The organism is Neobacillus sp. 114 (assembly GCF_030127045.1).
GTDB classification, from domain to species: domain Bacteria; phylum Bacillota; class Bacilli; order Bacillales; family Cytobacillaceae; genus Neobacillus; species Neobacillus rhizophilus.
The window spans coordinates 5,956,580-5,969,860 of the sequence record NZ_CP126144.1 but is presented as its reverse complement, the minus strand read 5'-3'; the positions used below and the strand labels follow the sequence as shown (position 1 = coordinate 5,969,860).

The 13,281-nt window shown below is 41.5% G+C and carries 14 protein-coding genes; 5 read left to right on the top strand and 9 right to left on the bottom strand.

The window, feature by feature from the left end:
- Positions 1-813: 813 nt before the first annotated feature.
- Positions 814-927 (bottom strand): helix-turn-helix domain-containing protein, encoded by a 114-nt coding sequence (locus QNN06_RS29195; RefSeq protein ID WP_284036557.1) that lies wholly within the window; start codon positions 925-927, stop codon positions 814-816.
- A 9-nt stretch (positions 928-936) separates the two neighbouring features.
- Positions 937-1,509: a sigma 54-interacting transcriptional regulator gene (locus QNN06_RS29190; RefSeq protein WP_284036556.1), complete on the bottom strand. Its 573-nt coding sequence runs from the start codon at positions 1,507-1,509 to the stop codon at positions 937-939.
- 462 nt (positions 1,510-1,971) lie between these two features.
- Here QNN06_RS29190 and QNN06_RS29185 point away from each other — a divergent pair, with 462 nt between their 5' ends.
- Both QNN06_RS29185 and QNN06_RS29180 read left to right on the top strand, forming a co-directional pair.
- Positions 1,972-3,183 (top strand): benzoate/H(+) symporter BenE family transporter, encoded by a 1,212-nt coding sequence (locus QNN06_RS29185; RefSeq protein WP_284036555.1) that lies wholly within the window; start codon positions 1,972-1,974, stop codon positions 3,181-3,183.
- A gap of 654 nt (positions 3,184-3,837) precedes the next feature.
- Positions 3,838-4,545, top strand: coding sequence for a DNA alkylation repair protein (locus QNN06_RS29180; RefSeq protein ID WP_284036554.1), 708 nt, complete (start codon positions 3,838-3,840; stop codon positions 4,543-4,545).
- A gap of 551 nt (positions 4,546-5,096) precedes the next feature.
- Here the strand turns inward: QNN06_RS29180 and QNN06_RS29175 are convergent.
- Complete coding sequence (locus tag QNN06_RS29175) at positions 5,097-5,978, bottom strand: AraC family transcriptional regulator (RefSeq protein WP_284036553.1); 882 nt, start codon at positions 5,976-5,978, stop codon at positions 5,097-5,099.
- Positions 5,979-6,181: 203 nt separating this feature from the next.
- Here QNN06_RS29175 and QNN06_RS29170 point away from each other — a divergent pair, with 203 nt between their 5' ends.
- Both QNN06_RS29170 and QNN06_RS29165 read left to right on the top strand, forming a co-directional pair.
- Complete coding sequence (locus QNN06_RS29170) at positions 6,182-7,012, top strand: hypothetical protein (protein WP_284036552.1); 831 nt, start codon at positions 6,182-6,184, stop codon at positions 7,010-7,012.
- Positions 7,013-7,097: 85 nt separating this feature from the next.
- Positions 7,098-7,538, top strand: coding sequence for a cell wall hydrolase (locus tag QNN06_RS29165; protein ID WP_213117354.1), 441 nt, complete (start codon positions 7,098-7,100; stop codon positions 7,536-7,538).
- Between the two features lie 190 nt (positions 7,539-7,728).
- Here QNN06_RS29165 and QNN06_RS29160 read toward each other — a convergent pair whose 3' ends face one another.
- Together QNN06_RS29160 and QNN06_RS29155 are read right to left on the bottom strand one after the other, a co-directional pair.
- Entirely contained in the window at positions 7,729-8,349 is a 621-nt protein-coding gene (locus tag QNN06_RS29160) for a cysteine hydrolase family protein (protein WP_213117355.1), read from the bottom strand.
- Between the two features lie 370 nt (positions 8,350-8,719).
- Positions 8,720-9,517, bottom strand: a complete 798-nt coding sequence (locus QNN06_RS29155) for a prohibitin family protein (RefSeq protein WP_249366582.1) — start codon at positions 9,515-9,517, stop codon at positions 8,720-8,722.
- Positions 9,518-9,643: 126 nt separating this feature from the next.
- Here QNN06_RS29155 and QNN06_RS29150 point away from each other — a divergent pair, with 126 nt between their 5' ends.
- Positions 9,644-10,111: a DUF3291 domain-containing protein gene (locus QNN06_RS29150; protein WP_217036736.1), complete on the top strand. Its 468-nt coding sequence runs from the start codon at positions 9,644-9,646 to the stop codon at positions 10,109-10,111.
- A 165-nt stretch (positions 10,112-10,276) separates the two neighbouring features.
- On the opposite strand, the gene QNN06_RS29145 is transcribed toward QNN06_RS29150, so the two are convergent.
- The 4 genes from QNN06_RS29145 to QNN06_RS29130 form a co-directional block, all read right to left on the bottom strand.
- Positions 10,277-11,029 (bottom strand): anti-sigma factor domain-containing protein, encoded by a 753-nt coding sequence (locus QNN06_RS29145; protein WP_284036551.1) that lies wholly within the window; start codon positions 11,027-11,029, stop codon positions 10,277-10,279.
- Positions 11,019-11,603: an RNA polymerase sigma factor gene (locus tag QNN06_RS29140; protein WP_213117359.1), complete on the bottom strand. Its 585-nt coding sequence runs from the start codon at positions 11,601-11,603 to the stop codon at positions 11,019-11,021. Before QNN06_RS29140 ends, QNN06_RS29145 begins: the two co-directional genes overlap by 11 nt.
- A 125-nt stretch (positions 11,604-11,728) precedes the next feature.
- Positions 11,729-12,238, bottom strand: a complete 510-nt coding sequence (locus QNN06_RS29135; RefSeq protein ID WP_284036550.1) for a hypothetical protein — start codon at positions 12,236-12,238, stop codon at positions 11,729-11,731.
- A 126-nt stretch (positions 12,239-12,364) separates the two neighbouring features.
- Positions 12,365-13,168 (bottom strand): extracellular solute-binding protein, encoded by an 804-nt coding sequence (locus QNN06_RS29130; protein ID WP_217036733.1) that lies wholly within the window; start codon positions 13,166-13,168, stop codon positions 12,365-12,367.
- Positions 13,169-13,281 lie beyond the last annotated feature (113 nt).

Sequence of the window (13,281 nt, the reverse complement as noted above, 5' to 3'; positions counted from 1 at the left end):
GTGTAAGGGTTGTGCGAAGAGCACAGCCCTATTTTTTGTTGTTGAAATTCATCGAACTATCATGTAATGACTGGGACGGTTCGAGACCACTGAAAAACACTCCTTACCGTGCCTTCTTAAAGACCAACTGTCTAGGGGAAGGCAAAAATGTCTTTAATAAGCCTTCTATTTTGCCCGTGAGTGCAAAAAAAGTTTCGCACCGGTAAAAATAAGCGGTCTATTTTGCCCGTGAGCCCAAGAAAAGATGAGCACCGGTAAAAATAAGCGGTCTATTTTGCCCGTGAGCCCAAGAAAAGATGAGCACCGGTAAAAATAAGTGGTCTATTCTGCCCGTGAGCCCAAGAAAAGATGAGTACCGGTAAAAATAAGCGGTCTATTTTGCCCGTGAGCCCAAGAAAAGATGAGTACCGGTAAAAATAAGTGGTCTATTTTGCCCGTGAGCCCAAGAAAAGATGAGCACTGGTAAAAATAAGCGGTGTATTTTACCCGTGAGTTCAAGAAAAGTAACGCTCCAGCTTCTTAGGATCATTTTTCAGTGGCTTAGGACGGTTCTCGTGCCTCATCGTACATTTGGTTGGCGTTCTTTCACTTCTACAGTCCGACTGCATCCTGAAAGGGCTGTGTTTTTCCAAACTGCTTTTAGATCATTCGCCATTAAAAAAGCCTCAATCCTTGTGTCCTAGTCGCAAACTACCAAAGAAAGCAGAGTCAAGGTATCAGAGAAGCACAAATTCAGGGATAAACCAAGGTTCCTTTTCAAAAAAAAGGTTAGCTTCCACTGATGATATCATTCAGCAGAACTCTAACCTGAAATTATTTGATTCTTTCTTTTATCTTGTATTGTTTGATTTTACTATAAAGGCTTACCCTCGATATCCCCAATATTTTGGCCGCTGCACTTTTATTGCCATAGGTTTCTTTCAGCACATCCTCAATTCATTCCTTCTCTAACAGTGCTTTTTCCTTTGCCAACCCTTCCTTGTCTTCTTTTTTATTTACTGAGGCAGGGAAGATAGTGATGATATCTTCCGCATAAATAGTCGTTTTATCCGTAAAAATGACTATTCTTTCTACGACGTTTTTCAGTTCTCTCACATTTCCGGGCCACGAGTAGTTCATAAACATTTCCATTGCACTGTCAGCAAGAGAAGGCATCTCTTTTTGATATTTTGTCACATATTCTTGAACAAAGTTTTTCACTAATAGAGGGAGATCCTCTTTTCTTTCCCGGAGCGGAGGTATGGTTAGGGTAACTACATTTAAACGATAGTAAAGGTCCTCACGGAAGGTACCTTGTTTCACCATGTCCTCTAGATCACTGTTTGTGGCGGCAACAATGCGGATATTCACTTTTATAGGCTTATTTCCGCCGATGCGACAAACTTCCCTTTCTTGAAGAACTCTTAATAATTTTACCTGCATATCGAGCGGAAGCGTGCCGATTTCATCAAGGTTTGGCGGTTCTCGTGGTTCTGGGACAAATGACAAAACAGGTTCTGTATTTAACATGATTCGTTGGACTAGTCCTCGCGTGATCAAAGAAAACTTTGCACCAACTGCAGATATTGCTTATCCATTTATGGATGCGGAATAATTTAAAATGTAAAAAGAGGGTGAAATATTTTGTTTCATCCTCTTTTTATTTTACTAGATTTGTGAAGAGGGGGAGCGTTCATTTATCTTGTAATGAAACAAGAGATGCTTCCCAAGTTTCCCCCCAGTCTGTGATCCTTTTTCAAAAAATGGCCCCCAGGCTTTTCGAAAACAATCCTCACGGGCATTTAGCTAGATAATAAAAAAGGGGGAATGAAAAAGATTGTCTTAATAATAGCACCCCTTTAGTTGAATATCGGTTGGTGTTGATGTAATATTCAGATTATTATCAACAGTGGGGACGGTTCTTTTGCCTCACAATGAGGCAAGAGAACCGTCCCCATGCATCACTAAAAGAGAGGGTAAGTGGGAGAGCAGATGGGTTTACCAGGAAAATTAGATGAAAATGTTCGTTTACAGTCTACTAGGAAAAGGAATTTTCTCCACGATATTAATAGTCAAAATCTATCGTCAGGTCTGATTTCTAGCACATTGCTTATGACGGGACCGGCGTTAATTATTTTGCAGGCTGCAGCGGCCGGCCACTTTACGAATGAGCAAACGATTACCTGGATGTTTGCCGCCAATTTTTTCCCCGGTGTGGTTGGCGTTTTGATGGCTCTTCTTTTTCGAAAGCCAATCACCGGCGGCCATTCCATCACGGGAGTGGCTTTCCTCGCAACTGTTACGGCCCATTTTACATTTCCGGAACTCATCGGCGGATATGTGTTGTCGGGGCTTACGATCTTGATTGTTGGCGTGTCAGGACTTTTTACAAAAATCATCAAATGGGTGCCGAAGGAAGTGATATCGGCGATGCTGGCAGGATTGGTGACTGGATATGTGGTGAAACTGATCCCGGCCATTAAAGAAATGCCTGTGGTAGGGGTGGCGGCCTTGGTCAGCTTTTTTGTATGTACCAAATACAGCAAGCGGATTCCTGCCGTCATGGCAGCAGTCGCAGTGGCGTTTGTTGCACTTTTTTTAACACAGGATCTCAACTTGGGCTCGAAGGAAATCCCTTTTTCCTTACCGTCCTTGCATGCTCCGGAATTCTCCTGGATGGGGGTATTGACCTTGGCACTCCCGCTTGCGATGTTAGTCCTTAGCAATGATGCGGCACCGGGAATAGGCGCCCTGGAAAGCGAGGACTATGACCCGCCCATCCGTAAAATTGTCACCATTAGCGGTGTGTTTTCAAGCATCACTGGGTTTTTTGGCGGCCATTGCGCGAACATCGCCGGCATGATGACAGCGATATGCGCTGGACCTGATTCCGGCGAAAAATCAAAACGATATGCCGGATCGGTTTTGTCAGGGGTTTTCGTGATGTTATTTGGTATATTTGCATGGAAAATCGTCCCCTTCATTCAATCCCTGCCACAGGCATTTGTCTCTCTGCTGGCAGGCTTTGCCTTAATTGGGGTACTGCATTCCAGTTTGCAGCAGGGGTTTTCCGGAAACCGCTACCGCTTAAGTGCATTAGCTGCGTTTCTCATCGCTCTGTCGCAAGTCTCCTTTCTCCACATCAGCGCGCCTGTTTGGGCACTCATAGTTGGCGCTGTGATTGCGAAGACTGTTGAAAAATAAGGTGAGGCAGAGGGACGGTTCTTTTGCCTCATTTTGGGGGCAAGAGAACCGTCGATGTGGAATCTATAGCCAAACAGCAAGGCGGAGAGCCTATCCTAGGTATTTTTTTGAGGTCGTTTCCATTTATTTGGATATACTTTCCGGATTGTTGTGGTTACTTACCATTTTGCTGATTTTACTTTCACTTTTTGGAAGAATACTTTCCGATTATCGACTTATACTTTCCGAATTACTATTTTACTTTCCAGAGCCTTTTTAAGGCTAAGAATGGTGCCTGTTATGGCCCTATTTTTCAAAAAATAGAGGTAAAGAGAGAGGCACAGGTAACTATTTAATGACCTTTTTTAAATTAATTTCCATTTATTTGGATATACTTTCCGGAATGTTGTGGTTACTTTCCATTTTGATGATTTTACTTTCACTTTTTGGCCAAATACTTACCGATTTCCCGTTTTTACTTTCCAAAACTTCCAATATACTTTCCGCCCCTTTTTACCGCCCTCTAGAAGTACCCTATAATTGGCATTTTATCTTGAACTTACTCCCTTTTTTCAAGATTCGTGGAATGTTTTCAGGTAAAATGATTATTAAGAATAGAAGCTATTTGGTTACAATGAAGAGGGTATGCTTTTAAAGGAAGGAAGTGCAAAATCAATGGATTTCGAAACGGTTATGCAGGAACTGGAAGCGCTAGGCAAGGAGCGATTGAAAAAGATGTACATAGGCAATGGGGCACACGAGCCGGTTTTTGGCGTGGCAACAGGCGCCATGAAGCCGCTTGCGAAGAAAATCAAGATAGATCAGTCTTTGGCCGAGGAGCTTTATGCCACTGGGAACTACGATGCCATGTATTTTGCCGGCATCATTGCGGATTCAAAGGCCATGACGGAGGAGGATTTTGACCGTTGGATGAATGGGGCATATTTTTATATGCTGTCCGATTATGTGGTGGCGGTCACTTTGGCAGAAGCCGATATTGCGCAAGCTGTTGCCGATAAATGTATTGCAAGCGGTGAAGAGCTAAGAATGTCGGCAGGCTGGAGCTGTTACTGCTGGCTATTGGGGAATCGTAAGGACACTGAGTTTAGCGAGACCAAGCTTGCTGGTATGCTTGACCAGGTGGAAAAGACGATTCACGATGCTCCGGATCGAGCAAAATCGGCGATGAATAATTTTATCTACACCGTTGCGCTTTCCTATGTGCCGCTCCATGAAAAAGCGGTTGAAACCGCAAAGGCGGTAGGCCTAGTCGAAATCAAGCGGGACAAGAAAAAAAGCAGCATCCTGAATGCTTCTGAAAATATTCAAAAGGAAATAGATAAAGGTAGGGTCGGTTTTAAACGGAAATATGTCAGGTGTTAGCATCGGATTTTTGTAATCTTATTTACGATTTCGACATTCTTCTGCTTGCAAAATAATTATAAACCCAGTTACGTGAAGGGCTCAGGTTGATGCTAATCAAACGTTTGGATAAATGACAAAATTTTTGGCAGAAAAAGAGTGGAAAATCGATTAAATCAATAGTTTCTTAGCTTTTATCCAAACGTTTAAGTAGGGAAAGCAGTAGTTGATTTTGGTGGAAATTAGCGGAATTCTGAGTTTGTATATCACTTGCCAGAAATACTTCGTCGTAATCCGGCAGCATTCATCAAAATTTCCACGGAAATAGGGAGCAGAATGTTGGTTTATCAACTTTTTGGGGCATTTTACTCAAACGTTTGTCTGACCGACAAGCATTTTCGTAATGATGAAGTGGGAAATCCGCCAGTAGCATGGGATTGAATCGATTTACTTAAACGTTTGATTGGGTTGCACACGGGCAGCTATTTGTTGGAATAGATCGAACAATGTGGGGCATGGGGACGGTTCTTCTGCCTCACAAAGTGAGGCAAGAGAACCGTCCCCATGCATCATCACCGTTTTTTTACAGGAATGTAGATGTCCATTTGTTTGTTCTCGGTATCGTAGCATCTTTCGTCATACAGTTCGATTTCAACTGATCCATGGTGTTCATAACCCGATTGTGGAAACCATTCTGTAAAAATATAGTTCCATGTGGACTGAATAGAAGAGGTAAATGATTCTTCATTCGTCTTGGGCGTAGTGAAAACCGCATATTCCAGCTCAGGGAAACTTCTGTACACCATTCCTGCTGGTGCTTGCGTTCCCTCGTTTACTTCCATTCCAATTAGGTACACGAACTCACCGGTTTCCGGGTTAAAGTCGGTGCATATGCCAAGTTCCACATTTTCGTGTATCGGATCTGGAATGTTTGCGCCTAATTGATTTCGAATGTACTGCTGCCAAAATTCAGGAATGTCTTTACTGTTCTGGCCGTCTACATTCTTTGTTTTTAGTTCGTAACCAATGATGTAAAAAGCTGGTTTTGTGACTAGTTTTGGTTCCATTTTATGTCCTCCTAGAAAGAGTTTTATGTTGAGGCAGGCCTTGCCGTGTAACGGTCCAGATATTCTCTTAGCGTTACGATATTGCTTCGGTGAAACGCCATAGAAATTTTTAAACGCTCTGTTGAAAGATTCTTGGTATTGAAAACCAGCATCGATTGCAATATTAATCACCTTTTCATCTGTATAGAATAAACGTTCCGCCGCAAATGTCAGCCTTCTTTTTCTAACGTAATCCATCACAGATTCTCCTACCATTGCCTGAAAGACGCGATGATAATGAAAAGGAGAAAAACAAGCAATTTCCGCTAATTTCTCTAGAGTCAGTTGTTCATTTAGGCTTTCTTCAATGTAGTCAAGCGTTCGTTCTATACAGACCAAATAATCCATTCCCATCACCTGCCCTACACTCACTATAACAGCAAACAAATATTCGTTCTTAACATTTTTTGCTATATTGTTTAATTTTAGAAAAACAACTCGATAAAGTTGTGTCTACTCAGGCGTGATTTGTTCTTTAAAGTTAGTAGTAGGAAATACTATTTTTCACAGATCCAGCATTCACCCATAAACTGAAAACTGGGGTGATGAATGTGTTGCAACGGAATCAATTAGACAAAACTACTTATCATCAGAAATATTTTCGTCCATCATGCTGGCCAGCTTTAAATTTAAGATTTGAAACTTCATCGTTCCTCGATCCATATATTGAAAAAAACCACGACCAAATCCAACTCCCAACTGAATGGACCAAAACCCCCGAAGACACTGTTCTCAATTATTTTAGCATTTTGCGTGAAGCAGAAAATATGGCAGGAAGAAGTTGCGGTACGGTTGGTCATGCCCGTACCCCTTTTCCACTTGCATACAATTTCTTGTCCGAGCAGTACCAAAGAAAACTAAGTTATGAAGACTATTTTCATTCATTTGCTAGTGTAGGGCATACGAGTTTGATCAAGCTTTTTAGTGTGCCAGATATAAAATATGGAATAAGGTTTTTTTATGAAATCGAAACGATTGAGGGATTTGAGGGTAAAAAAGGAGAGTATTTTGGCTATTATTATGGATTTATTCAGCTTGTTCATGAAAAAGAAGGTTATCGAATTTCAGATATGAGCAGGATGGAAGAGGACTTTTTGTGCGCTCCTTATCATGGATGGAGTCATGACGCGGAATCAGTTGTGGAGGTGAAATATGGTGGTTGGTGCAAGTTGGTTCAGAAAAGATACCCAACTGTAACAAATGGATATGTAAAAAATATATATTTTAAAGGCAAGGATGGAGCAGATTATTACTTGTTTTTTTTCGCATTAACGAATGGAACTGACGTAGAAATTGCTCAATTTCGAAAGGTAGGCAATGAAGAGTGGAAACAGGTTGATATCAAGCCCGAAGAAGAGTGTTTAACAGAAAAAAGGGATTGATTTTACTGTCTTGTTTTTGTTCTTATTAGATACACAATGACAACAATATAGGCTGTTTTTCATACTATATTTTGGAGGTGGAAAAATGCCAAGAGCAAATTACCGAAGTTCAGACGTTAGTTTAATGGCGAGGATGATGAGGGCAGAAGCTGAAGGTGAAGGAAAACTGGGAATGTTATATGTTGGAAATGTCATTGTGAATCGTCTTGTAGCAGATTGCTTAGACTTTAAAGGGTTAAGATCAATTAACTCAGTTATTTTTCAAGTACAAGGAGGAAATTTTTCCTTTGAAGCTGTTCAAAAAGGGAACGTATTTTATCAAAGGGCAAGAACTTCTGAAAAAAGATTAGCCAAACAAAATTTGGATTATTGGAGACAACACCCTGGAAAATACGCCCTTTGGTACTTTAATCCGCATGCCCCATGTCCTCCAACATGGTACGACCAACCTCAATCTGGTCAATTTAAAAATCATTGTTATTACGAACCAAAAGCTGGAACATGTGATAGTGTGTATCGAGGTTAAGCTTACTCTTTGAGTAAGCCTTTTACATAATTGGAATAGTTACACAAAACAAATTAGAATACTTAGGAATAGTTTTTATTAAATACTGTACTAAAGCAAACAGGGAGATTGGAAGAACTTTAGAAATAACAAAAAGAGTTGCTTTCAATAGCAACTCTTTTAAGTCAACACTTGGGACTATGTTTTTTTCTTATAATTGAGAGATTGCCTGTTGAGTTGACCATGTAGCACTGCTGAATGCCTGATAATTTGTAACAGCTGCTTGAAAATCTTTCTCGCTTATGGTGGCAGTAGCATCATAAACAACAGCTGTTTGGAATCCATTCTCGATTAAGTCTCTCATATGTGATTCTACACAAATGTTTGATAAGACACCTGCCAAAATCACCTTTTCTTTCCTATGCTGACGTAATTGGTAAACAAGATCATTTGTCTGGGGACTGGCAATCTTATGGGTGGTCGCAATGACAGTTTGGTTAGATAAAATGTATGGCTTAAGTGAAGGAACCCAGTCGGCTCCTACAGAAGTGTAGTCATTTTGTTTTTGATATATTCTAAGCTTTAATAACATTTCTTGTTCAGCCCCAGTCAATTGCCAACTATAATCATGGGGATATATATAATGGGGAGATATAAAAAGTTGATAACCTTTACTCATCGCTGTACTTATTAGAATTTCAAGGTTACCTAGTGTGTTGTATTGTTCAATAATTTTTTTTGTTAAATGGTATCCTTTACCTCCGGGGGACAGAAAGTCATTCTGTGGGTCCGTTATGACAATTGCTGTATTAGCGGGATTGGGTATAAACATTCTTTTCCTCCAATTCACATAAAGTAGTGATTTCTGTTGGAAATTGGCAGATTTTTGAGTTTGTGTACCAGCTGCCAGAAATAATCATTCTTAATCCAGCAGCATTCATCAAAATTCTCACAATGATAGGGGCAGAAACGTTGACATACCAGCGTTTTAGGCGGATTTACATAAACGTTTGTCTGACCGACAGTCATTTTCGTCATTGTGAAAGAAAAAAACCACCAGTGGCAGGGGGTTGATCCAGTTTAATTAAAAGATTGATTGGGTTGCACTAGGGCAAAGATTTGCTGAAATACATCGAACAATGTGGAGCATGGGGACGGTTCTTCTGCCTCACAAAGTGAGGCAAGAGAACCGTCCCCGTGCATCATTTTACCCCGCTCAAATCAATGAACGGCGTGGCCCCACCGGTTACGCTTGGGAGGCGTCCGTCCCATTTTTCCAGGGCTTTTTCTTGGACTTCGATTTGTTTTAGTTGGATTAGCTCGGGGGTGACTTCTTCTTTTTTCAGTTTTAATGACTCTGCTTCGGCTTTGGCTTGGGTAATTTGCTGTTCTGCTTCGATTTTGATTCGATCTAAATCCCTTTGGGCCTTTAACGCATTTTGTTCGGCTGTTTGCTTCAATTCAATCGCTTTATTGAATTCTTCGCTAAACGCAAATTCTTTAATATTGATATCTTCTAGGAGCATATAATACTTGGTTAATTTCTTGGACAGCATTTCTTTCACTTTAGCCGATACGTCTGGGCGTTTTGAAATCAGCTCTTCTGCTGTATATTGAGCGGTAATCGCCTTTAATGATTCGGCGATGGCTGGGTCCACGATGCGAGCGCGAAAATCAGGGCCGATTTCCTGGTAGAGCTTATTGACCTTCCCGGGGTCGACTGAATAGTTGACGGCCACCTTAGCCGTGACCATTTGTAAATCCTTAGAAGCGGCACTTTGTGAGCTTTCTTCTTTTTGGACCCGGACCTCAACCTGTTCCACACTTTGAATGAACGGAATTTTAAAATGAAAGCCTTCCGTCAAGATCGTGGGCTTCACTGCCCCTAATTGCAACAGAACCCCTCGATGACCTGACTCCACCTTCGTACCAGAAAAAATAAAAACCACGATAACCAAGACTAAAATCACGCCACTGACGATAAATTTCCCGTATTTCAAAGCGATCCTCCTCTCCTTCTCATTAAAATATATGAATGAGAGGGTTGGTCTCATGCGGAAGCATGGGTATAAGTTCCCGTCTTACTTGAATATAAATAGGTAAAACCATTAGATGGAGGACTTTGTATGGCATTCGTTGCAATCTATACTGTCGGCAGGCTCAATCATCCCTATCACCACCCGGCCTCGCGTGAATTTTTTGAAGTGGGAGATGAAATCATTCATCAGGCAGCTAAAACTGGACAACTTGTAGAGGTATTTTCACCTGAGGGAGTCCCTTTACCTGAAGAAGCCAATAAGGGGAATGGATACCCTGTTCTGACTTTGACGGTATGGAAAAGCCTTCAAGGCTTATATCGTTTTACCTATTCAGGTCATCATCGGCAAGCGTTACGAGATCGAAGCAAATGGGTGGAGCCTTATCCGGAGAAACACCTTTCCTATGTAGTGTGGTGGGCGGAGAAGGCAAGGGACGTCTCATGGAAAGAGGCATTCAAAAGATACAACCATTATATTCAGCATGGACCCACACCATTTGCATTTGATTTTAAAGCTGCGTTTGATGAAAAAGGGGAGACGTGCTTGGTTAAGTAGCAGTGACAGGGGCTTAACTTTCTAAAACAGGAGAGTTGGTTTTTTTCATGGGTTTCGCATAAAAAGGCACAACTAGCGTAAATTCACTAGCGGTGCCTTTTTACGAGCAAAGCTTTCGAGTGACCCCTATGAACTATTCCCATATCACACCCATTCACCACTCCTCTAAGACGTTCCCATCACTTTTTGGCCCTGCGGTTGGGTGTTTTTTGGGTTCGGCTCTAAAGTGATTCCAATAGCATCAAACGATAGGGATTGGGGGAGGCGGTAGGTGATTAGACCGTTGCCGTTTTGATCAGGCTTCAAAGTCCCCGCATTTTGCCGAGTGCCGTTTTTTAACAGCCATACTTGATATACTTCCTCATCTTTGGTACGCGGCATATTGTTTAATTCGATGACAAGATTGGTGGTGCTGCCTTCTTGAATAAGGTAAGCATTGCCGTTTGCCGAAGCGGCTAACCCCTGCCCTTTGAGGATATGGGTCGATACAATTTGGGATGGGTCCGCTTCTTTTGTTTCTAAGGCTGTAATCGTCTCCTTTAATTGAAGGTTATTCCAAAATAGTCCGACTAAGCCGATGACTAGAACGACAGCAACAGCAGTGGATAATGGCGAGAAATGCTTTTTGAAATTGAGTTTAATTAGATCGATAAAGCCTTTCTTCGTTGGTTTTACTTTCTGTTCCTGCTGCGGAGCTTCATTCTCTTCAAAAATAAAGTTCATGACGTCTGCTTTCAGTGTTTCTGGAACGTCCACCTCTTCTACTTCATAAGAAAGGGTCTGCCATAATCCTTGCAGCGATTCTAATTCGTGCTGACAGTGGGTACAAGTTTTCAAATGGCGCTCGAATTCTTCTTTTTCAAGTGCAGTCAATTCATTAATCATATATAAAGACAGGTTTTCGCATTTATTTTCCATGCCTAACCCCTCCTGTTTCCTCATTGAAATAATTCCGAAGTTTTTTTAAGGTTTGATGCAGCCTGCTTTTAATGGTACCAAGCGGCTTTTTTTCTATTTCTGCAATTTCGCTTAAAGAGTAACCTTCCCAGTATAGAAGGTTGATGAGGCGTTGCTGTGGTTCAGAGAGATGGCGTTTGGCTTCCTGAATTTGCTGTTTTAATAGATTTCTTGAAACTTGCTGCAGAACATCCTCCGACTGCTGCCCTTGAATATGCAGCATGTCATCCAGTTCTAACGGGATGGTTCCATTATGCTTTTGCTCTTTACGAATGAGATCAATCGCAATATTTCGGGTAATGGTAAGAAGCCAGTTCGCCAACTGTCCTTTTGCTGGATTATAGGTGCTTTTTGTTGTCCAAAGCCGGAGAAATACATGTTGGACTATCTCTTTCGTTTTATCTGTATCGCCCTTTGCTATTTTATAGGAGAAGCTATAGATAAGCTTTGCATAACGGTCATATAGCTCTTCAAGTGCCGGACGATGCTTTTGGACAATTAGTCCAATCAGTTCTTCGTCTGTCTTCGATTTCATTGCCAAATTCTCTCCCTTTACATTGCAGCGTTTTTAATAGTATAAATCATTGTGAAAGCGGAAGGGGAAACCTTTTCAGAATGAGAAAAAAGAACTGCCCGGCGGCAATTCTTCGAAAAGTTGTATTATTGGGGAAACGTTGTCTCGCTATTAACAATAAACCAAACATCCTTAACGCCCTGTCCATTTACATCACCAGCTGCTTTGTCATTAACAAAGTAGTAAAGCGGAAAGCCTTTGTAGGTTGTCTGTTTCTCACCTGTGTCTGCTCGGGTAATGGTGCTGAAGTCTTGTTTGTTAAGTCCTTCCGGAACGTCAAGGTTTTCAGAATAGAAGGCAGGCCAGTTCTGGAGACATTCTCCGCTGCAGTTTGATGTGTTTCGCTTATCTTTGGCAAAATAGTAAAGTGTCATCCCGTCCGCATCTGCAAGATAGTTACCGACTTTTTCGTTTTCCTTCAGCTGCAGGGCTGTATCCGATTTGTCAGCAGTTTTTTCGGCAGCATTGTTAACCTCTGTGGCTGTCTCTTTTACTTGATTACTTGTATCCTTGTCCTTTGCATTTTCTTTTGCACCGCAGCCAACAAGAAGTACTCCTGCTAAAAGGAATATAAATAGCCAACTCCACTTTTTCATCATGAACTCCTCCTTATATGTTCTGTTCAATAAAGGTAACGAAGAAACACAAAAAACGGTTCGAATTTTTATAGAAAAAAATAGTGCCTGGCACCGACCAGAAGATTGGAGGGTGCCTTGAGAACGTTATTTCCATCCCCACTTTTGAAAGACCTGATGGGATGCATCGGTTTTTAGATAGTCAATGAATTGTTGGGCTTCTTTTTTGTTATCCGTACTGGTTGTTAGAGCAATCGGGGTTCCTCTGTAAAGCTTTTCTGCTTCCGGGAGCTCCACTAAATCGGTGACGTCCGTAAGCCTATGGTGCCAGGATTCATATGTAATCCACGCGTCGTGTTTTGAATTTGATTTCCATATTTCAATTGCTTCGGCACTGGATTTTACGGAGATGTCAATATTTTGGCTAATCCCTCCGATTAGTCCCTTTCTTCCAGCTAAATCCTCCCATAATCCGAGCTGCCCGGCACCATTGACATCGATAATTTTCACGCCGCTTTTTGTTAAATCTTCAAGTGATTGGATGTTCTTGGGATTCCCTTTTCGTACTAAAATCCCTGCTGCTCGGGGATATAATTCTGTAAGTGATTTTTCATTGATCATCTCAGGATTGCTTAGCATGAAGCTGCGAAGCATGTACTCCGATCCTCCATAAACGATATCAGCATCTTGTTTGGCCTGGTTAATCCAGTTTGATTCAGGTCCAGCCGTTACGAAAACTTTTATTCCTGTTTCCGCTGTGAATTTTTCTGCTGCTTCCTTCATCGGTCCCAGTGGTCCGCCTGGGCCATACACTCGGATCACTCCATCGTTCTTTGCCGAATTGGCAGGCAGTTGAGACTTAGATGAATCTTCTATGTTTGCGTAAACCGAAAATCCAGCGGCCGTGAACAGAAGTAAAAAGATTGCACCCAGTAACAAATTTTTTTTCATCCTCATTCCTCCATTTTTTTTAGTTATCAATTAAGGAAACGAATAAGGGGTTAAAACGGTTCGAAAGAAATTTAAGATGCATGGGGACGGTTCTCGTGCATCAATTTTTGAAG